The sequence below is a fragment of the Mesorhizobium sp. WSM4808 genome, assembly GCF_055811675.1.
Window position 1 is genome coordinate 305,554 of sequence record NZ_JBVVQX010000008.1, and the last position, 21,659, is coordinate 327,212.

16 protein-coding genes are annotated in these 21,659 nt (G+C 62.5%); 7 read left to right on the plus strand and 9 right to left on the minus strand.

Annotated elements, in window-relative coordinates:
- The first annotated feature begins 15 nt into the window (after positions 1-15).
- Complete coding sequence (locus AC0L2U_RS17265) at positions 16-3,780, plus strand: PAS domain S-box protein (protein WP_127807872.1); 3,765 nt, start codon at positions 16-18, stop codon at positions 3,778-3,780.
- A gap of 327 nt (positions 3,781-4,107) precedes the next feature.
- Here the strand turns inward: AC0L2U_RS17265 and AC0L2U_RS17270 are convergent, their stop codons facing one another.
- Complete coding sequence (locus AC0L2U_RS17270; protein WP_473602308.1) at positions 4,108-6,066, minus strand: acetoacetate--CoA ligase; 1,959 nt, start codon at positions 6,064-6,066, stop codon at positions 4,108-4,110.
- A gap of 272 nt (positions 6,067-6,338) precedes the next feature.
- On the opposite strand from AC0L2U_RS17270, the gene AC0L2U_RS17275 reads away from it, so the two are divergent.
- On the plus strand, positions 6,339-8,192 hold the full coding sequence (locus tag AC0L2U_RS17275) for an AsmA family protein (protein WP_127272203.1): 1,854 nt from the start codon (positions 6,339-6,341) through the stop codon (positions 8,190-8,192).
- A gap of 23 nt (positions 8,193-8,215) precedes the next feature.
- On the opposite strand, the gene AC0L2U_RS17280 is transcribed toward AC0L2U_RS17275, so the two are convergent.
- The 7 genes from AC0L2U_RS17280 to AC0L2U_RS17310 all read right to left on the minus strand — a co-directional run bounded on the left by AC0L2U_RS17280 (position 8,216) and on the right by AC0L2U_RS17310 (position 16,307).
- Entirely contained in the window at positions 8,216-9,034 is an 819-nt protein-coding gene (locus tag AC0L2U_RS17280; protein WP_013530251.1) for an ABC transporter permease, read from the minus strand.
- 4 nt (positions 9,035-9,038) lie between these two features.
- The gene (locus AC0L2U_RS17285; RefSeq protein ID WP_128290144.1) at positions 9,039-10,013 is read right to left on the minus strand and encodes an ABC transporter permease subunit; all 975 of its coding nucleotides are present in this window, start codon (positions 10,011-10,013) and stop codon (positions 9,039-9,041) included.
- 8 nt (positions 10,014-10,021) lie between these two features.
- Positions 10,022-11,161 (minus strand): ABC transporter ATP-binding protein, encoded by a 1,140-nt coding sequence (locus AC0L2U_RS17290; protein ID WP_127397456.1) that lies wholly within the window; start codon positions 11,159-11,161, stop codon positions 10,022-10,024.
- 84 nt (positions 11,162-11,245) lie between these two features.
- A complete protein-coding gene (locus tag AC0L2U_RS17295; protein ID WP_127268369.1) occupies positions 11,246-12,343 on the minus strand; it encodes a polyamine ABC transporter substrate-binding protein in 1,098 nt (365 codons plus the stop codon).
- A gap of 340 nt (positions 12,344-12,683) precedes the next feature.
- Positions 12,684-13,634, minus strand: a complete 951-nt coding sequence (locus tag AC0L2U_RS17300) for a DMT family transporter (protein ID WP_127411958.1) — start codon at positions 13,632-13,634, stop codon at positions 12,684-12,686.
- A gap of 178 nt (positions 13,635-13,812) precedes the next feature.
- Positions 13,813-14,715, minus strand: a complete 903-nt coding sequence (locus tag AC0L2U_RS17305; RefSeq protein WP_127807876.1) for a DUF2167 domain-containing protein — start codon at positions 14,713-14,715, stop codon at positions 13,813-13,815.
- A gap of 149 nt (positions 14,716-14,864) precedes the next feature.
- Entirely contained in the window at positions 14,865-16,307 is a 1,443-nt protein-coding gene (locus AC0L2U_RS17310) for a helix-turn-helix domain-containing protein (RefSeq protein WP_127807877.1), read from the minus strand.
- A gap of 227 nt (positions 16,308-16,534) precedes the next feature.
- On the opposite strand from AC0L2U_RS17310, the gene aceA reads away from it, so the two are divergent.
- The 3 genes from aceA to AC0L2U_RS17325 all read left to right on the plus strand — a co-directional run bounded on the left by aceA (position 16,535) and on the right by AC0L2U_RS17325 (position 18,807).
- Positions 16,535-17,824, plus strand: coding sequence for an isocitrate lyase (gene aceA / locus AC0L2U_RS17315; protein ID WP_127268366.1), 1,290 nt, complete (start codon positions 16,535-16,537; stop codon positions 17,822-17,824).
- 57 nt (positions 17,825-17,881) lie between these two features.
- Positions 17,882-18,124: an SMc00767 family acetate metabolism repressor gene (locus tag AC0L2U_RS17320; protein WP_006202762.1), complete on the plus strand. Its 243-nt coding sequence runs from the start codon at positions 17,882-17,884 to the stop codon at positions 18,122-18,124.
- A gap of 278 nt (positions 18,125-18,402) precedes the next feature.
- Positions 18,403-18,807, plus strand: a complete 405-nt coding sequence (locus AC0L2U_RS17325; RefSeq protein ID WP_245463682.1) for an ANTAR domain-containing protein — start codon at positions 18,403-18,405, stop codon at positions 18,805-18,807.
- 69 nt (positions 18,808-18,876) lie between these two features.
- On the opposite strand, the gene AC0L2U_RS17330 is transcribed toward AC0L2U_RS17325, so the two are convergent.
- Complete coding sequence (locus tag AC0L2U_RS17330; protein WP_127807878.1) at positions 18,877-19,590, minus strand: HAD family hydrolase; 714 nt, start codon at positions 19,588-19,590, stop codon at positions 18,877-18,879.
- Between the two features lie 163 nt (positions 19,591-19,753).
- Between AC0L2U_RS17330 and AC0L2U_RS17335 the strand changes: the two genes are divergently transcribed.
- The gene (locus tag AC0L2U_RS17335; protein ID WP_027035719.1) at positions 19,754-21,190 is read left to right on the plus strand and encodes a glutamine synthetase family protein; all 1,437 of its coding nucleotides are present in this window, start codon (positions 19,754-19,756) and stop codon (positions 21,188-21,190) included.
- A gap of 29 nt (positions 21,191-21,219) precedes the next feature.
- A complete protein-coding gene (locus tag AC0L2U_RS17340; protein WP_013530241.1) occupies positions 21,220-21,588 on the plus strand; it encodes a four helix bundle protein in 369 nt (122 codons plus the stop codon).
- Positions 21,589-21,659: the final 71 nt, after the last annotated feature.

Genomic DNA, 21,659 nt, shown 5'->3' on the forward strand with positions numbered 1-21,659 from the left:
AGGTCCGCCAAGCGCATGCCGTCCGAATATTCCTTCCTCGATGTCGCCGTGCTCGACGCGGTCCGCCAGCGCTTTGCGGCAGGCGACGCGATCGCGATCCTGTCGGCGGATCTGGAGCAGGTGATCTGGGCCAACGGGCCAGGAGCCGCGATGTTCGGTTATCCCGACATCGAGGCGATCATCGGCGCCTCGGCGCAGTTGCCCGTGATCGCCAGGCGCCAGATCATGGCGACCAGCGGATTTCCCGAGATTGGCAGTGACCGCGCCATCATGGTGCGGCTGGCGACCGGCATGACCAGCCGCGCCGTCGGCTTCCTGGCCAGTGCGGTGACCATGCCGGACGCCGAAAAGGCGATCATGCTGGCAGTGCCGGCGGCTCAGACCGGGTCACGCAGTGCCGGCGAAATCGCCGCGCGCGCCATTAGCGGCCTCACCGAGGATGGTCATTTCATCGCCTTTGTCGATGCCGGGGGCAACGTCGAGGCGGCCTCGGAAGGATTTTCGGCACTGGGCATCCTCCCGGAGACGCTGGCGGCACTGGTCGCCGACGTCGCAGCCGAGAGCGACCGCATCGTCAAGCGCCTTGTCCCCGGCGGCACGGCCTCCTACCCGGCAGGGCTGGCAAGATTGACCGAGGAGCGGCATCTGCTGGTGGTGATCGACGAGGACCAGCTCGACGACACAGCCCCTGCGGGCGAACATCCTACGCAAACCATTGCCGAGACGGCACCTGCTGGCGACGCGGCTTCCCAGCCGGAACAGGGTCGCGAGGCACCGGCCGACGAACCGAGCGCCTCGCAGCCGGCCGGCGACATCGCCGCATCGCAGCAGCATGAGATCGCCGATGCGATCGGACAGGCGCCGACGGCGGCCAACAGCGATCGGCCGGCAGCAGAGCGCATGCCCGCGCAGCACGACCATTGGTACTTCAACGCCGGCGAAGACGGAGGGCAACAGGCGCCGCGACCTGCCGCGTCCGGACCTGAAGCGCCTCAAGAGCCGGCCGCCCTGGAAGTCCAGTCCACGGCCACGCCGACGACCGTCTCGGCGATAGACCGCGCAGCGGCGCCGGTGCGTTTCGTCTGGCGCACCGATGCCGAAGGCAAGTTCAGCGCGCTGTCGCCGGAATTCGCCGACATCGTTGGCAAGCCGGCGGCCGACGTGATCGGCCGCCGCTTCAGGGATGTCGCCGCTACATTCGGCCTCGACCCCTCCGGCGAGATATCAGGGCTCCTCGAACGGCGCGATACCTGGTCCGGGCGCTCCGTGCTGTGGCCGGTCGTCGGCACCGATCTGAAGATACCGGTCGACCTGGCGGCGCTGCCTGTCTATGGCCGCAGCCGCGCCTTCGAGGGTTTCCGCGGCTTCGGCGTCGCCCGCGCCAGCGACGCGGTCGTCGATCCGGAGGCCATCGGCATGGCGCTGGTGCCCAATAGCCAGGCGCCGGCAACGCCGGAACCGCAAATCATCCAACCCGCGCCCGAACAGCCGAACGCCGAAGAGCCCAAGACCGAGGACACGCAGGCATCGGATCCGTTCAAGGGCGAGGTGCCGGCGTTGACCATCGTGCCGAAACAGGAGCGGCGCTTTGCCGATAAGGTGATCCGGCTCGCCGAACATCGCCAGCCTGCCAACGACAAGGGCCTGTCGACCCTGGAACGCAGCGCGTTCCGCGAAATCGGCGAGCGGCTGAAGAAGGATAGCGCTCCGGTCGGGCCGCCAGAGACCGAGACTGTGGAGGCATCGGCAGCGGAGACCGAGGCTCCGGTCAATGCGTCCGACGACCCGATGCGCACCGACGGCATCCCTGCGTCAGGGCCAGAGAACGAACCGGTCGAGGCATCCGATGTCGATGCCGAAGACGAGCGGGATCTGGCACGGCTTGACGGTCACGCGGACGAAGCCCCTCGTGACGCCCGCTCGGGGGTGAATGTGACGGGCTCGTTGCTCGACTATGCCGGCCAAGATGACGAACGTGGCCCCGTGGCGGCGGAACCAGAGAACACAGCTGCCGTTTCGCCCGGCGAAGAGCCTGAAGCCACTGACGCGACACATGATAGCCTCGATGACGACAGCATGACGTCGGCGGATTTTCGCGATGCCGAAGACAATGAGGATTGGGCGCAGCCCGACGAGGAAGCCGCGTCGCCCGACGAGCAGACGGTTGGCGAGGAAACCGCAGGCGACTCTGCGGAAATACCCCTCGAGCGCCCTCGCCTGCAGGTTCCGCCGCTCAAGGCCGAAGGGTTCGTGCCGTCGGCGTTTTCCGCCGGAGATGAACACAAGGCTCCGGACACGTCGCTGCTCGGCAAGCTGCCCGTGCCGCTGCTCATCCATTCCGGGGACCGGTTGCACTATGCGAATGAGGAATTCCTCAGCCTGACGGGTTACGAGGCGCTTGACGATCTGGCGGATGCCGGCGGCCTCGGCGCGTTGTTTGCCGACCCCTATGCCGACGACGGCGTTTCCGACGGCACCGATCGCGCGCTGCGGCTGAAAACGCGTGACGGACAGGAATTCCCGATCGAGGCCATTTTGCGCTCGGTCCCCTGGCGCGACGGCAAGGCGCTGATGCTGGTCGTGCGACGCTCCGGCGAGGATGATGCGCCGGCGAGCCTGCATGTGGTTGGCGACGAGCAGACGCAGCCGGATATTTCCGAACTCAAGGCGCGCATCGCCGAGATGCGCACCATTATCGACACCGCCACCGACGGCGTCGTGTTGATCGGCCGTGACGGCACCATCCGATCGATCAGCCGGCCTGCGGAAGCGCTGTTCGGCTTCGACAGCGACGATGTGACCGGCAAGCCGTTCGCCTCGCTGTTTGCGATCGAAAGCCAGCGCGCGGCGCGCGACTATCTCAACGGACTGTCCGAGCCCGGCGTGGCGAGTGTCATGAACGACGGCCGCGAGGTGATCGGGCGCGAGTCGCAAGGCCGCTTCATTCCGCTGTTCATGACCATCGGTCGGCTGCCCAACGACAGCGGCTTCTGCGCCGTCGTTCGCGACATCACGCAGTGGAAGCGGGCCGAAGAGGACTTGACGCAGGCACGTGCGGTGGCCGAGCGCGCGTCCTCGCAGAAGACCGATTTCCTGGCCCGCATCAGCCACGAGATCCGCACCCCGCTCAATGCCATCATCGGTTTTTCGGAATTGATGGTCGACGAGAAGTTCGGACCTGTCGCCAACGATCGCTACCGCGACTATCTGCGCGATATCAACCGCTCGGGCAATCATGTGCTCGATCTGGTCAACGACCTGCTCGACATCTCCAAGATCGAGGCCGGCCAGCAGGAGATGGCCTATGAAGCGGTGTCGCTCAACGACACGCTGGCCGAGACGGTGGCGATGATGCAGCCGCAGGCCAACCGCGAACGGGTCATCATCCGCTCCAGCTTCGCTTCGCGGCTGCCGGAAGTGGTGGCGGACCTGCGCAGCGTGCGCCAGATCGCGCTCAACATCCTGTCGAATGCCATCCGTTACACCCAGGCCGGCGGCCAGGTGATCGTCTCGACCGCCTATGAGACGTCGGGCGACGTCGTCATGCGGGTGCGCGACACCGGCATCGGCATGAGCCATGCCGAGATCGAGCAGGCGCTAAAGCCGTTCAAGCAGATCAACGCGCTGAAGCGCGGACGCGGTGACGGTACCGGGCTTGGACTGCCGTTGACCAAAGCGATGGTGGAAGCCAACCGTGCCCGGTTCACCATCAATTCGACACCGGGCGAAGGCACTCTGGTCGAGGTCGCTTTTCCGTCGACCCGTGTGCTCGCGGAATAGATCAGCCCTCTCCGCGGTTCGGTCCCGATAAAAAGAAAAGGCGCCCAAAGGGCGCCTTAAGAGATGGGATTGCTGTCACAACGGGGGCTTGAGCGAATTCGGATCCTCGGGGCTGAGGAACGGGATTTCTCCCTCAAGTTACCTGCGACTATCGACGCCGGACCTTAACAACTCCTTACCGGAGTGCCGGAAAATTTACGAATGTGTACCACTCATGAAATCTAGGTAAATTCTAGCGAGATATTTCGTTAACCATGCCGGAAAGGCCTTTTTCATGCATGTCGTTGTCTCAAAACCGGACCACTTTTGAGCGACATGCAGTAGCAGCTACTCGGCCAGCTGCGGCAGGTTCTTGAACAGGTCGAGCGCTTCCGGGTTGGCGAGCGCTTCCTTGTTCTTGATGGCGCGGCCGTGCACCACGTCGCGCACCGCGAGTTCGGTGATCTTACCCGACTTGGTGCGGGGAATATCCGACACGGCAACGATCCTGGCCGGGACATGGCGGGGACTGGCGCCACTGCGGATCTTGGCGCGGATGCGTTTTTCCAGATTTTCGTCGAGCTGCGCGCCGGCGGCCAGGCGCACGAACAGGACGACGCGCACGTCGTTGTCGAAGTCCTGGCCGATGCACAGTGCTTCCAGAATCTCCGGCATCTGTTCGACCTGGTTGTAGATCTCCGCCGTGCCGATGCGCACGCCGCCCGGGTTGAGCGTGGCGTCGGAGCGGCCATGGATGATCAGGCCGCCATGCGCGGTCCATTCGGCGAAATCGCCGTGACACCAGACATTGTCGAAGCGCTCGAAATAGGCCGCCCGGTACTTCTTGCCCTCGGGGTCGTTCCAGAAGCCGATCGGCATCGCCGGAAAAGCCTTGGTGCAGACCAACTCGCCCTTCTCCTGCCGGACCGGCCTGCCGTCATCGTCCCAGACATCGACCGCAAGGCCAAGGCCGGGTCCCTGGATCTCGCCGGTCCAGACAGGCTGCGTCGGCACGCCGAGCACGAAGCAGGAGACGATGTCGGTGCCGCCGGAGACCGAGGCCAGATGCACGTCCTTCTTGATGCCGTCATAAACGAAGCGGAAATCTTCCGGCGACAGCGGCGAGCCGGTGGAGGAGATTGCCCGCACCGTGGCCAGATCATGCGTGCGGATCGGCTTGAGGCCGGCCTTGCGCACGGAATCGATGAACTTGGCCGAGGTGCCGAGGAACGTCATCTTCTCGGCATCGGCGAAATCGAACAGCACATTGCCGTCGGGGTAGAAGGGCGAACCGTCATAGAGCAGCAACGTGGCCCCCGAAGCGAGCCCCGACACCAGCCAGTTCCACATCATCCAGCCGCAGGTGGTGAAGTAGAAGAAGCGGTCGCCATCGGTGAGACCGGCATGCAGCCGGTGTTCCTTGACATGCTGGATCAGCGTGCCGCCGGCCGAATGGACGATGCATTTGGGAATGCCGGTCGTTCCCGACGAAAACAGGATGTAGAGCGGATGCGAAAACGGCAGCGGCTCGAAGGCAACGGGCTTGCCGACGAAGGGCGACAGCGCCTCTTCCAGCGCTACCGCCTTGTCGATGGCCCCGGCGACATCGCTCGATGTGCCGAGATAATCGACGACCAGAATCTTGCGGACAGTGCCGAGCTTGGCCGCGACCGCGGCGATCTTGTCGGCGACTTCGATCGCCTTGCCATTGTACCAATAGCCATCCGGCGCGATGAAGACGACGGGCTCGATCTGGCCGAACCTGTCGAGCACGCCCTGCTCGCCGAAATCGGGAGAGCAGGACGACCAAACCGCGCCGATCGAGGCGGCGGCCAGCATGGCGGCGACGGTCTCCGGCATGTTGGGCATCATGGCGGCGATGCGGTCGCCCTTCTTCACCTTGAGCGACAGGAAAAGCTCCTGCAGCCGCGAGGTCAGCGCGTGCAACGCGTTCCAGGACAGCCGGCGCTCGACCTTGTCTTCGCCGCGAAACACGATTGCGTCGCCTGAGCCGGTCTTCTTCAGCAGATTCTCGGCGAAATTCAGTGTCGCATCGGGAAAGAAAGAAGCGCCGGGCATCTTGTCGCCGTCGACGAGCAGCCTATCGCCCTTGTCGCCGACGATGCCGCAGAAATCCCAGATCAGGCTCCAGAACCCCTCACGGTCCTCGACCGACCAGGCATGAAGCTGCGAATACGAGGAAAACGCTACGCCGGCTTTCACTCCGGCGGCCTTGGTGAAGGCGGTCAAGGGTGCTGCGTCAATCTGGTCTTGCGTCGGGGTCCAGAGCGGTTGTCCGGCAGCCATGATCGTTCCTCCACGGTCGCCATCGCTTATGCATATCGCAGCGCAGCAGAGCAAGATTTTGTTCGGCTGATGCGACCAGATGTGCGCAAATGCCATCGCCGGGCCATAAAGACTTGAAATGCCTCAGCCCTAAGTCGTAGTGACAACTTGAAGTCGTGGTGACGACTGGGGGTCGTGGTGACGACTGGGGTCGTGGTGACGACTGGGGTCGTGGTGACGACCGGGGTTACACCCGCCGGGCGATTTGTCGGAATGGAAGCATACGGGGCCATATGCCATCATCTATGATCCGGCGCGGAATATGGGCGATCGGCGCTGCCGTGATCGTCGTCGCGCTGGTCGTTGCCGCCCTGCCGCTGATTGCCTCCACCCGTATCGTGCGCGACCGCATCGCCTGGGAAATGAGCGCGTGGAGCGGCTTCCGGGTCGCCATCGACGGTTCGCCGCGCATCGAGGTCTGGCCGACATTCCGGGCAATCCTGACCGATGTGACGCTTTCACAATGGACCGACACCGAGGCGCCGCCTGTGGTCGAGGCAGAACGGGTCGAGGTCGACCTTTCCGCCATGGCGGCGCTGCGCGGCGACGTGGTGTTTTCGACGGCGCGGCTGGTGCGGCCGACGATCCGGGTCCAGCGCACGCCTGCCGGCCTTTTCCTGCCCGCTGTCCCCACCGGCGGGCGCATCACGCGTTCCATCGACACGGCGCGCGGCGTGGTCAATGCCGACCCCGCCAAGCCGGACCTCGACAAGCTGCCTACCGACACCTTCGGCACGGTCGAGTTTCGCGACGGCCGAATGGTAGCGTCCATCGGCGGCAAGGACGTCGAGATCCTGAGCAGTTTAAACGGTCAGGCGAATTGGGCGGCGATGAACAGCAATGCGACGCTGTCGGCAACAGGGATCTGGCGGGGCGAAAGCGTCGCGCTGGACGTCGCCTCGGCCAGGCCGCTTGTGCTGTTTGCCGGCGGCACGGCGCCGCTGACGCTGTCCTTCAAGGCGGCGCCCGCCACCTTCTCGTTCGACGGCACGGCCAGCATGTCTGAAAATACCTATTTCGACGGTCAGGCGAAGTTCTCGGCACCCTCGCTGCGGCGTGTCCTGGAATGGTCGCAGGCCGGCATCGCTCCGGGTGCGGCGATCGGCTCGGTCAGCATTTCGAGCAAGATCACCGCGACGGGCGGGCGCGTCAAGTTCGACAACACGGCAATTGCACTCGACAACAATCCGGGGATGGGTGCACTGGACCTCTCGCTTGGTGAAGCACAACCGGTGATCTCCGGCACGCTCGCCTTCGACACGCTCGACCTCAGATCGTTTCTGTCAGCCTTCACCCCGCTGGTGCCGACCGGAGGGGCGGGACCCGGCGAAATCGACACAAGTTTCGCCGACAAGATCAATCTCGATCTGAGGCTGTCGGCAGCCCACGCCACGGCGGGGCCTATCCAGCTCGCCGATGTCGCCGCCACGGCCCAGGTCAAGGATGGTCTGTCCGTCTTCGACATCTCCGATGCCTCGGCCTTCGGCGGCAACATCCAGACCAGCCTTCGCTTCGATCGCAAGCCGGAGGGCTCGCAGGTCGAAATCCGCCTTCTGGCGTCCGACATCGACGGCGGTGCGTTCGGCACGGCGGCAGGGATGACGCGGCTGGTGCCGGTCGGCACGGGCACCGTCTCGGTGATCCTCAAGGGGCCGGGCAGAACCTGGGATTCCATCTTCGACAATGCCGACGGCTCGGTCTCGGCGACCTTCGGGCCGGGTGCGTTGAGCAAGCTCAACCTGCCGGCCTTCCTCAAACATACCGAACAGGGCGGCTTCTTCGCGCTCGACGACGTCTCCGACGGAACATTGCCGATCGACGGCGCCGAGATCAAGGCCACCATTTCGAAGGGCGTGGCGCGGATCGACAAGGCCGAGGCCAATTCAGCGAAGTACAAGATCTGGCTGTCCGGCATCGCGTCCTACGCCGGGCGCGGACTGGCCTTGTCCGGCGGCGTCATTCAGCCTGACCAGGCGGCAACGCAGGCCAACGGCCAGCAAGGTCCCAACCAGTCATCGTTCTTCGTCGGCGGAACCTGGAGCACGCCGTTCATTTCCCCGATCAGCCGCGGCGTTTCGGGGGAATAGGCCGCCACTGCGCCTCCTGTCTTTCACCCGCGCTGCGCCGCCTGCTCGTCGAGCTGGCGCTGCACCTCACGCCGCTTGTTGGCAAGCGAGGCGATGATGACGCCAATCGCCACGACAGCGATCAGGATGGTGCAGGCAGCGTTGATTTCCGGCGTCACGCCGAGGCGAACCTGGCTGTAGATCTTCATCGGCAGCGTCGTCGCGCCCGGCCCGGAGGTGAAGCTTGCGATGACCAGATCGTCGAGCGAAAGCGTGAAAGCCAGCATCCAGCCGGAGACGATCGCCGGCATGATGACCGGCAATGTGATCTGGAAGAAGGTCTTCACCGGCGTTGCGCCAAGATCCATCGCGGCTTCTTCCAGCGAGCGGTCGAAAGTCATGAGCCGCGACTGCACGACCACGGCGACGAAGCACATGGTCAGCGTGATATGGGCGAGCGTCACGGTGAGAAAGCCACGGTCGAGCCCGACCGCGACGAAGAGCAGCAGCAGCGACAGGCCGGTGATCACTTCCGGCATGACCAGCGGCGCAAAGACCATGCCGGAGAACAGCACCCTGCCCTTGAAGCGCGTGTAGCGGGTCAAGGTGAGTGCCGCCAGCGTGCCGAGAACGGTCGCTACCGTGGCCGAGATCAGGCCAACGCGCGCCGTCACCCAGGTCGCGTCCATGAGGCCCTGATTGTGGAACAGCGAGACGTACCATTTGGTCGAGAAACCACCCCAGACCGTAACCAGTTTCGACTCGTTGAACGAGAAGACGATGAGCAGCACGATCGGCAGATAGAGAAAGGCAAAGCCAAGCACGATCGAAGTGATGTTGAAGCGGCTCCAGGTGGCGTTCATGAGGTCACCTGTCCATTTCCTGAGCGCGCGCCTGGGCCCGCTGGAAGAGCATGATCGGCACGATCAGCAGCAACAGCAGGATGACGGCAACAGCCGACGATACCGGCCAGTCGCGATTGGCGAAGAACTCGTTCCACAACGTCTTGCCGATCATCAGCGTCTGCGAGCCGCCGAGCAGATCGGGAATGACGAACTCGCCGACGGCCGGAATGAACACCAGCAGACAGCCGGCGATGACGCCGGGCAGCGACAGCGGAAAGGTGATCTTCCAGAACGCACTTGTCGGCGGACAGCCGAGATCCTTGGCTGCCTCGATCAGCGAATAGTCCATCTTCTCAAGCGCGGAATAGAGCGGCAACACCATGAACGGCAGGTAGGAATAGACGATGCCGATGAAGATCGCCGTATAGGTGTTGAGGATGATCAGCGGCTGGTGGATGACGCCGGTGGCGAGCAGCAGCTGATTGAGCAGCCCTTCGGGCTTGAGAATGCCGATCCAGGCGTAGACGCGGATCAGGAACGAGGTCCAGAACGGCAGGATCACCAGCATCAGCAAGGTCGGGCGGATCGTCGCCGGCGCGCGCGCCATGCCATAGGCGATGGGGTAGCCGACGAGCAATGTCAGGACCGTCGAGATCGCGGCGATGATGACGCTGGTCACATAGGCGTTGAAGTAGAGCGCGTCCTGCGTCAGCCAGGTGTAATTATCGAGGCTGAGTTGTTTCAGCTGAGCCAGGAACCCGGAAATGCCGCCGCTGAAATCGAGCGCCGGCGTATAGGGCGGAATGGCGATCGCCGTCTGCGACAGCGAGATCTTGAAGACGATGACGAACGGGATAAGGAAGAAGAACAGCAGCCAGACATACGGGATGATGATGACCAGTCGGCCAACGAAGGCAGCGCCCAGCCTGGCAAGGATGGATTTGCCGGCATTGGATGCCGGAGAGGCTGATGAGGTGGTGACGGCGGCGCTCGACATGGTCGCCCCTACCGCGTCAGCACGACGCCGGCATCGGGCCGGAAGGAAACCCAGGCGCGGTCGTTCCAGCTCAACGGATCCTCGGTGATTCGGGCCGCGTTCATGGTGCTCGCGCGCACCACCTGGCCGTCGTCCAGCCTGACATGGTAGACGGTCATGTCGCCGAGATAGGCGATGTCGTAGACCTCGCCCTCGATGGCGTTGACCGCCTCGGCCGGCTTCTTCGACGACACCTTGATCTTTTCGGGCCTGATGGCGAAGGTGACGGCCGTCCCGGCGCCGGCGGCGCCGGCATTGTCGGTGCGGATGGTGAGGCCATTGCCGGCATCGATGCTGGCGCTGCCGGCCTCGCCACGCGCAATCTTGCCCTCGAACATGTTCACATTGCCGACGAAGCCGGCGACGAAGCGCGATCCGGGCGCCTCGTAGACTTCGGCCGGCGTTGCCACCTGCATCACCTCGCCCTTGTCGATGATGGCGATGCGATCGGCCATGGTCATCGCCTCTTCCTGGTCGTGGGTGACGACGACGAAGGTCAGGCCGAGGTTCTGCTGCAAATCCATCAGTTCGAATTGCGTCTCTTCGCGCAGCTTCTTGTCCAACGCGCCGAGCGGCTCGTCGAGCAGCAGCACCTTCGGCCGCTTGGCGACCGAGCGGGCGAGCGCGACGCGCTGGCGCTGGCCGCCGGATAGTTGGTGCGGCTTGCGCTTGGCGAACTGCTCGAGTTTGACCAGCTTCAGCATCTCGGCAACGCGCGATGCGATTTCGGGCTTCGGCATGCCGTCCTGCTTGAGGCCGAAGGCGATGTTGTTCTCGACCGTCATATGCGGGAACAGCGCATAGGACTGGAACATCATGTTGACAGGCCGCCGGTAGGGCGGGATGCCACGCAGATCCTGGCCGTCAAGCAGAATGCGGCCGGCTGTCGGCTCCTCGAAGCCGGCGAGCATCCTGAGCAGCGTCGACTTTCCGCAACCGGAGGCGCCGAGCAGCGCGAAGAACTCGCGCTCGAAGATGGTCAGAGACAGATTGTTGACGGCGGTGAAGTCACCGAACTTCTTGGTGACGTTGTCGAACTGGATGTACGGCTTGGCATTCGGGTCGTTCCACGGTGCAAAATCCCTGCGGATGCTGCCAAGCGATTTCATATCCCACTCCGTCCTGATTTTCTTGCTTCTTGCCCCAGGTAGAAACGGTCCCGGCAGGTGGCTGCCGGGACCGTGTCGGATTGCTTACTGGCCAGTGACGATCTTGGTCCAGGTGCGCGTGATGACGCGCTGGGTCTTGGGATCGTATGGCGAGACGGTGTAGAGCTTCTTTATGGTCTCGGCATCGGGATAAACCGAAGGATCCTCCAACAATGCCTTGTCGACGAATTGCTGCGAAGCCTTGTTGCCGTTTGCGTAGAGCACGTAGTTCGACGACTTGGCGATGACTTCCGGCTTCATCATGTAGTTGATGAACTCGAGCGCCTCCGCGACATGCGGTGCGTCGGCGGGGATCGCCATCTGGTCGAACCACATCTGCGCGCCCTCCTTCGGCACGGAATAGCCGATTTCGACGCCCTGCTTGGCCTCGACCGCGCGGTTGCGGGCCTGGAACACGTCACCCGACCAGCCGACCGCCAGGCAGATATCACCGTTGGCGAGCGCGTTGATGTATTCGGAGGAATGGAACTTCCTGATGTAAGGCCGCACCTTGAGCAAGGTCTCCTCGGCCTTGGCGATATCATCGGGTGACGTGCTGTTCGGGTCGAGGTTGAGATATTTCAACGCCGCCGGGATGATATCTGCCGGCGAGTCCAGCACGTAGACGCCGCAGTCCTTCAATTTGGCCAGGCTATCGGGATTGAAGAAGACGTCCCAGCTGTCGATCTTGTCAGTGCCAAGCGCCGCCTGCACCTTCTTGATGTTGTAGCCGATGCCAACCGTGCCCCACATGTAGTTGACCGAGTATTCGTTGCCGGGGTCATATTTGGCGGTTCGCTCGGTAACCGTGTCCCACATGTTGGAAATGTTGGGCAGTTTCGACTTGTCGAGCTTCTGGAACACGCCGGCCTGGATCTGGCGCGCAAGGAAATTGCCGCTGGGCACGACGACGTCATAGCCGCTGCCGCCGGCAAGCAGCTTGGTCTCAAGGATTTCGTTGGAATCGAAGGTGTCGTAGACGACCTTGATGCCGGTTTCCTTGGTGAAATCGTCGATGATCGAACTGTCGATGTAGTCCGACCAGTTGAAGACGTTGACGACACGATCCGCGGCGTGACCGCCGACGGTGAACAATGTCAGGAATGCCGAGGTTGCCGAAAGCCAGAGCGCTTTGCGGATCATGCTATTCTCCTTTGATGAGTGTTCCTTCACCGGCTCGTCGCGATATCAGCGCGACCGGCATTTTCTTCAGACTATTGAGCTTTCCAAGGGGCGACAAGCGCGAACTGCCGAGACCATGCAGGCGGTTCGATGAGATGGCTGGATGCCCCTGAGGCGGCTTGGGAGGCGTGCCAATACCGTCATAGGCTTTCGCCGTGGCGCGGGCAGAGATACGACTATATGGTCCGGTCCCGATCGGACCGGCTGGGAGACTTGGCAAGATACGCCTGTCTTGTTGTTGCCGTATTCCCAGCCTGCCCGTGCTGCAGCGACGTTGTCAATGGCAAAGCTGCAGGCCGCCTCAATTAGGCGACGGCACCCCGGTGACCCCTGCGCGTTCGGGCCGTGCCTGCCGCTTGAATTCGAGCCCGATATGGACGAGCAGCGCCGTGACCACCACCGCGCCACCGATGATGGTGCGCCCCGACGGCACCTCGGAATGGATGAGCCAGACCCATATCGGGCCGAGGATCGGCTCGAACGTGCCGAGCAGAGCCGCGATGGCCGCCGGGATCAACCGTGCGCCGGTGGCGAAGAAGGCGAGACCGAGGCCGAGATTGACCACGCCGAAGGCAAACAGAAAGCCCATGTCGCTGACTGACACGGTGAAGGTCGATGCCTGCGAGACGGCAAAGCCGGCCGCGAGCATGGTGCCGAGGCACGTCGCCGGCGTCATGCGCACGCCGGAAAACCGCCGGGTGATGACGGTGGCGACCGAGAACATGACCGCGATCAACAGCGCCAGCCCATCGCCTATGGGCGAGACGGCGCCATCCAGCGATTCCGACACCATGATGGCGACGCCGGTGATGACGGCGGCGATTGCCACCCAGGTGGCGACACCGACCCTTTCGCGAAACAACGCCCAGGCAAACAGCGCCGCCAGCAACGGCACGCCTGCCTGCATCAAAAGGATGTTGGCGACGGTGGTGTAGGCCAGCGCCACGACGAAGGCGGTCGATGCGGTGGCAAAGCAGATCCCGACGGCAAGACCGGGCAGACCCATGTCGCGGAACAGCTTCCGCGTGCCACGCCAGCCGTCACGCCAGACCATGAAGCAGACCAGGAAGGCGGCTGCCCAGACGGAGCGCCAGAAAATGACCGTCCAGCTGTCACCGACGGTGATGAAGCGGGCGATGGTGCCGCCGAAACTCCACATCAGCGCCGACAGGAAGACCAAAAGCATGCCGACGCGTTCCTCGCGCGGCGACACGGCTGGCGATGCGACGATTGGCGATGCGGTATTGGTCATGGCTGCCACTGTCGGTGTTTCCGGCGGTGCACGATGCGCGATGGGCGACAAGGACGTGCCATTTTCGCCTAATGCATCGGCAACGGCCGGGCGTGATCCAGCTTCATGTTCCCCTTTGGCGCACTGGTCAGACGCCTGGACCAAATTCGCCCTGCTGGGGTTGGCTGATCATCCCAATCTAGGAGGAAGCGTTCCTGTTGCCCCGAATGAGCCGCCAAAGGCCGGCCAACGGAATCAGCAGGATCAGGCCGAATTTCTTCAAGGCGATGAGCGCCACCGCCAGAAGACCAGCCTTTGCCGCCAATTTCCCGGCGATGAGGCCGCCAATCCCAACCGCGGCGACCGTGTCGGTGCCGGGCAGGAAATCCGTGTATCTCTTGCCCGTGCTGAAGCCCGCCAGGCCAAGCACTTCATCCAGGCTCTGCTTTATCTCCGGCAACTGCTCCACATTGGCGATGTAACTCATCACGAAGACGCCCTCCCTGCCAAGGAAACGGACATCGTAGTTGAGCGTGTGGACGGCGTCGTTTCCGAACTGGAGTTCCTTGGCCCAATGCAGACGCTTGTTGACGGCATCATAGACTGGCGGCGAAGCCCAACCGATCAACGTGACGGGCGGAAAACCGTCCTTCACCCGTTGATCGTTGCCCGACAAAGTGTCGGCCTTCATGCTGCTCAATAGTTCGCTGTAGTTGATGGAGGCAGCGTCGCCGTCATCGACATAACCGATCTTTTCCCAGCGCAGCTCTATTCCCCAATTGTTGTCGGCGATGGGGTCATAATTGCTCGGGAAGATCATGCCGATCGCGTCGGAACCGGCATCGGGTGGGTTACCCCAAGCCTCGGTCAGGACCGAGACGGCGTCCTTCTTATTCAGAAAATAGAACTTGCCCTTGAGATCGAGGTGAATGCCTTCGGCGAGGTCTATCGGTCCGGTCTTTGGATCTATCTTGTCCAGGAATGCCTTGCCGGCATCATTGTACTGTTTGTAGGAGCTGAAGAAATCCGAGGATTTTTCTGCATATGCAGATGAAGCTGAGAGGGCAAATGTCAGCCCAAGCGAAAAAACCGTCCTGCCCATCGCCGCCCCCCAGCCTTGCGTAGTTCGTCTTGATACCTCGTCGTCAACGCCGAATCAATATTTCGATCGGCAATACTCGGCAATATTATCTAGGAAAGACTCCGCAGCTTTCGCCGCCGGACGAAAGATATTCTTGCCGACTCATGTCGTCACTGGAAATCGAAGGCACTCAGGCCCGTCACCATCTCGTCGAGGCCGAGCGGGCGCGTCACCGGCGGCTCGGCGCGCGCCAGGCAGCCGACGCGTTCGCAAAGCCGGCAGGCAGGCCCGACCGGCGTCGCCGCAATACTGCCGGCCTTTGCGGTGATTGCCGCACCGGGTAATGCCGCGCCATAGACGATTTCGTCACGAAAGCCGATATCGCAGCCAAGCAGCAATGCGGTGCGGCGCGGACGTTCCGAGAACGCGCCTTGCGGCCCTTCCAGCGTGCGGGCGATGCACAGGAACTCGGCGCCGTCGGGCATTTCCACTGCCTCGACGAAGACCTGGCCAGGTTGGGTGAAGGCAACATGCACGGGCAGCTTGGGACAGCCGCCGCCAAAGCGGCTTTGTGGAAAGCCCTGGCTGCCGGCCTTGCGGAAGCGGTTGCCTGCATTGTCGACCTCCAGCATGAAGAACGGCACCCCCGAGGCACCCTGCCGCTGCAGCATGGTCAGCCGGTTGGCTGCCTGTTCGAAGGAGACGCCGAAGCGCGAACGCAGGACATCGATGTCATAGCGGGCGCGCACGGCAGCCGCGTGAAAGGCCTGATAGGGCATCATCAGCGCATGCGCCGCATAACGGCCAAGTTCGAAGCGGGCCAGGCGGCGCGCCTCGTCGGTGCTCAGCTTGAGCGCCTGGATCTCGCCGGCGACCGCGACCGTCATGCGGATCAGGCAGGCCTCCATCGCGACTTCGCGCAACTGGTCGAACGGCGACAGGCGTTCGGACAGGAACAGGCGCTGCGAATGACGATCATAACGGCGGCGCCAGTTAGGCATGGTGGCGACCGGCAGCACCTTGACGACGATGCCATATTCTCGCTTCAGCCAGGCCTTCAGCGCGCCGAACAGATCGTCGCCGGGATCGAGCACCGAGGTGAACGCCGCGGCCTCCTCCTCGAGGGCAGCGAAATGGTTCGGCCGGCGCTCGAGAATCTCGTGCACCTCGTCGATCGGCAGGCGGGCGCCGGAAAGCGCCGTCGCCCGACCTTCGCGCGCCAACAGTTCGTTGAGGTCGGACAGGCGCTCGGCCTGCTCGCGATAGGCGCGGAACAGTTTTATCACCGCCGCAGACGCGTTGGGCGCGGCCTCGGCAAGCTCGATCAGTTCCTGATCACCCGGCAACTCGCCGACCAGCAGGGGATCGGTGAACACTTCCTTCAAGGCAGCGACAGATCCCCTCGCCTCGCCCTGCAGTTCGTGTGGATCGACCTTGTAGACGGAAGCCAGCCTGAGGATCAGCTGCACCGTCAGCGGCCGCTGGTTGCGCTCGATCAGATTGAGATAGGACGGTGAAATGCCGAGGCCCTCGGCCATCGCCGTCTGGGTCAGGCCCTTGGCATTGCGGATGCGGCGGATGCGCGGCCCGGCGAAGATCTTCTGGTCAGCCACGGACTGTCCTTTACAGCAATTTACATGAACTTTCTGGGCTCTGGCCTTTTACAATAATGACAAATTTACAACGCACCTCTGTCAAACGCAACACAGGTTTTCTCTTATATTCCGTCGGCTTCCCGGATTTTTGTGGCTGATTTCGCGCAGAAATGTAAATCCAGTCATACCCAACGACCCCAGATCTCGACGCCTTGAGACAGTTCAGCAATTCCTCGGAGTGACCAATGACTGATTTTTACAACCTCGTCCCATCGGCCCCGGAAGGTCGTTTCGACGGTATCGAACGGCCCTACTCCGCGGCGGATGTGAAGCGTCTGCGCGGTTCGGTGCAGATCCGTCAGAGCCTCGCCGAAATGGGTGCCAACCGGCTGTGGAAGCTCATCCATGAGGAGGACTTCGTCAACGCGCTCGGTGCCATGTCCGGCAATCAGGCGATGCAGCAGGTGCGCGCCGGACTGAAAGCGATCTACCTGTCGGGCTGGCAGGTTGCCGCCGACGCCAACACGGCTGGCGCGATGTATCCGGACCAGTCGCTCTATCCGGCCAATGCAGCGCCCGAACTGGTCAAGCGCATCAACCGGACGCTGCAGCGCGCCGACCAGATCGAAACGTCCGAAGGCAACGGGCTTTCCGTCGAGACATGGTTCGCGCCGATCGTCGCCGACGCGGAAGCCGGTTTCGGCGGACCGCTCAACGCCTTCGAAATCATGAAGGCCTTCATCGAGGCGGGCGCCGCCGGCGTCCATTATGAGGACCAGTTGGCGTCGGAAAAGAAATGCGGCCATCTCGGCGGCAAGGTGCTGATCCCGACCGCGGCGCACATCCGCAACCTCAACGCCGCGCGCCTGGCGGCGGACGTGATGGGCACGCCGACCCTGGTCGTCGCGCGCACCGATGCGGAAGCCGCCAAGCTGCTCACCTCCGACATCGACGAACGCGACCAGCCTTTCGTCGACTACGACGCCGGGCGCACGGTGGAAGGCTTCTACCATGTCAGGAACGGCATCGAGCCCTGCATCGCCCGCGCCATTGCCTATGCGCCTTACGCGGATCTGATCTGGTGCGAGACCTCGAAGCCGGACCTGACGCAGGCCAGGAAATTCGCCGAGGGCGTGCGCAAGCATCATCCCGACAAGCTGCTCGCCTACAATTGCTCGCCCTCGTTCAACTGGAAGAAGAACCTCGACGACGCGACGATCGCCAGGTTCCAGAAGGAGCTCGGCGCGATGGGCTACAAGTTCCAGTTCATCACGCTCGCCGGCTTCCACCAGCTCAACTACGGCATGTTCGAACTGGCGCGCGGCTACAAGGCGCGGCAGATGGCGGCCTATTCCGAGTTGCAGGAAGCGGAGTTCGCGGCCGAGGCCGATGGCTACACCGCGACCAAACATCAGCGCGAAGTCGGCACCGGCTATTTCGACGCCGTGTCGATGGCGATCACCGGCGGCCAGTCATCGACCACCGCCATGCATGAATCGACCGAGCACGCGCAGTTCAAACCGGCCGCGGAATAGCGAGCAGCAAAGTACAGAGGAAACGCCCAACAGGGCTGGGAACACAGGAGAAGACCAATGGCATCGATAAGCCGCGTCAAGGAACGCGCCGAGGAACAGTCGACGACGATGAGCGTCGACCAGCAGGCGACGATCCGCATGCTGGCCAACGACCTGCACCGCCTCAACCAGTCGGTGATGAAGGCGGTCGAGGCGGGCGTCTCGGTGGAACTCGTGCGCTCGGCACGACATCACGGCGGCGACGGCAACTGGGGCGATCTGCTGATCCCGGTGATCGTCACGCAGCAGAGCCACGGCTGACTGAAATCCATGCAACCGACCCTTCACCTGCGCAGCCCCTGCGCAGGTGAATTTTCTCTTTATGAAATCCACGTGTGGACAGTTGAGTACAGTAGCGTTGCTTGAAATTCACTGCTCCCGGCGATGATTTCGAGCACTTTATTTCAACTTGACACAGGCTACGATCTCACGCCAATTGCGCTCCGGATTCAACTCTGCATTGAAATAGGGGCGAGCTTCTTGGCCGACTTGTGTGCCCGGTGAATCGCGAAGGCGAGACTCCAAGACATCCGAATCCGGTGACCCGCGACTCAACCACCGAGGCGATCCGCGATCCGTCGCAGGTGCTTGTCGTCGGGAAATCGCCCATCAATCGCGTGGTGATTTCAAAGATCGTCGAGCGATCCGGGCTCAAGCCGATTTCGGAATCTCCCGACACGGCGGCAAGGATCTTGCGGTCGCTCATTCCCGGTGTGGTTGTCCTTGACGGCGGCGCCGACAACAAGGACTGCGACAATCTGATGTCCAGCATCGACGCGTTGCGCCGCGCCTCGGGCAAATCACTGCCACCGGTAATCCTGCTGTCAACCAAGAACGGCACGACGGAAAGTCTGGGCCTGTCTGGTATCATCGACGTGGTGGTCGCCAAGCCGATCACGCCCGAACGGTTGCAACCGGTGATCGATCGCCTGATCGGCCGCTAAGGCAACTGCGGGAAAAGTACGCAGGCGGTTTTCCGTCCGGAATTGAGCAAACCAGGTAAGGCCCGGCGATCACGGATCGATGATGCTTTCGATCAGTCCGGGCAGTTGTCCGAGATCGGATATCTGGCGGAACCTCGATTCGGTTACCGGCGCCTCGACATGCTCCAGCACCCATGTCAGTTCATGCGGCACATGGACACCCCAGCCGCCGGCCTCTATGGCCGGCACCACATCCGACTTCAGCGAGTTGCCGACCATCATGCTTTTCGCCGGACCATCACCGTGGCGGTTGAAGAGCCTGCTATAGGTGGCTGCATTCTTGTCACTGACGATCTCGACCGCGTCGAACAGATCGCCAAGGCCTGAGCCAGCCAGCTTGCGCTCCTGATCGAAGAGGTCGCCCTTGGTGATCAGCACGAGGCGGAATGCACCGGCAAGCTTTTCGACCGTCTCGCGGGCGTGCGGCAAGGCCTCGATCGGATGGCTCAGCATCTCGCGGCCGGCATCGAGAATCTCCGCTATGACCGAAGCCGGCACGCGGCCTTGCGTGACCTCGATCGCCGTCTCGATCATCGACAGGGTAAATCCCTTGATGCCGAAGCCATAGACGGCGAGGTTGCGCCTTTCGACCTCCAGCAATCGTGCCGAGATATGCTCGGCTTCGCCATGGTCGACGAGCATGGCGGCAAAGCGCTTTTCCGTCAGCCGGAAGAACTGCTCGTTCTGCCACAGCGTGTCGTCGGCATCGAATCCGATCGTTGTCAGTCTGCCGTTGGGCCGCATTCAATTTCTCGATTAAGATTTGGGCCTCGATTGGAATTGCGACGGCCGAAACTAGGCCGATTGGCGTGATTTTCAACCGCGCCGGCCAATGCCCGACGCGGCTCCCCTTCCCTTCCATAGGAGGGCACGGCTATACTCCACAATCCGCAACCCAATCTGGTGAATGATGCCGCCTGCAAAAAAGGAAGTCCGTCCGTCGAGCCGCGGAGGACGCGCCCGCACGCCTGCCTTCGTGAAAAACCAACGGGGCGTCAAGAACTGGAAGGAAGTCAGCGCCTGGCTGGAGTGGCGCGGCATCGAGGATATCGAGTGCATCACGCCCGATCAGGCAGGCGTTGCGCGTGGCAAAATGATGCCATCGAAGAAATTCACCTCCAACACCTCGCTGGCGCTGCCGTCGGCAGTCTTCATGACGACGATTTCCGGCGGCTACCCCGAGGATGGCAACGGCTTCCATTACCCGGAAGACGACGGCGACCTCAAACTCATGCCCGACCTGTCGACGCTGACGGTGGTGCCCTGGGAAGAAGACCCGACGGCCGCGGTCATCTGCGACCTCGTCCACCAGGACGGACGCTCGGTCGAGTTCACGCCGCGCAATGTGTTGAAACGTGTGGTGGCCGCCTATGACAAGCTCGGCCTGAAGCCAGTGGTGGCGCCCGAGATCGAGTTCTACCTGGTGCGCAAGAATCCCGATCCGGACTATCCGCTGACCCCGCCGGTCGGCCGGTCGGGACGCGCGATCGGTGGCGGCGCCGGCTATTCGATCGCCGGCGTCAACGAATTCGACGAACTGATCGATGACATCTACCATTTCTCTGAAAGCCAGGGCCTGGAGATCGACACGCTGATCCACGAGGAAGGCGCCGGCCAGCTGGAGATCAATCTGCGCCACGGCGACCCGATCGAACTGGCCGACCAGGTGTTCATGTTCAAGCGCACCATTCGCGAGGCGGCGCTGAAGCACGAGATCTACGCCACCTTCATGGCCAAGCCGATCCAAGGGCAACCCGGCTCCGCCATGCACATCCACCAGTCGATCATCGACAAGAAGACCGGACAGAACATCTTTTCGGCCGCTGACGGCTCGGAAACCGACGATTTTTTCCACTTCATCGGCGGCATGCAGAAGCATGTGCCGAACGCGCTGGTGATGTTCGCGCCCTACGTCAATTCCTACCGCCGGCTGACACAGGCGGCGTCGGCGCCGGTCAACAACAAATGGGGCTATGACAACCGCACCACGGCGTTTCGCGTGCCACGCTCGGATCCGGCGGCACGGCGCGTCGAAAACCGCATCCCGTCCTCCGATGCCAACCCCTATCTGGCGCTGGCGGCATCGCTTGCCTGCGGGCTGATCGGCATCACCAACAAGATCAAGGCCGAGCCTCCCGTCCTGACCACCGCCAATGCCGACGAAATCGACCTGCCGCGTGGCCTGCTCGAAGCCGTCGACCTGTTCGAGGGCGACGAGGAACTCTGCGCGCATCTGGGCAAGTCCTTCGCCGCCACCTATGCGGCGATCAAGCGGGCGGAGTTCGAGACCTTCATGGAAGTGATCAGCCCGTGGGAGCGGGAGTATTTGTTGCTGAATGTGTAGGGAATAGGGCAGTAGGGGAGTAGGGACGGATGACCGAAAAAACAGGGTCCTACAAGGACTTGCTTGTTTGGGAGCAGGCGATGGATCTTGCGGTGGCGGTCTACGGTGCTACTAAATCCTGGCCCAAAGAAGAACTTTATGGGCTGACCAGCCAAGTGCGGCGCTCTGCAACGTCGGTGCCGGCAAACATAGCCGAGGGGTATGGCAGGGAAATTCGAGGCTCCTATCTGCAATTTCTCCGTATTGCCCAAGGATCATTGAAGGAGCTGGAAACTCAGCTTCTGATTGCTGAACGTATTGGCATCGCGCCGAAAGCGACGTCCGGCCCATTGTTGGCGAGTACCGAAAGTGTGGGAAAGCTTCTTCGGCTTCTCATCCGTAAACTTGCAGCCGAATAGCCTCCCCTATTCCCCTATTCCCTTACTCCTGAAACTTAAACACATATGAAGCAACCGACGACATAAAAAGA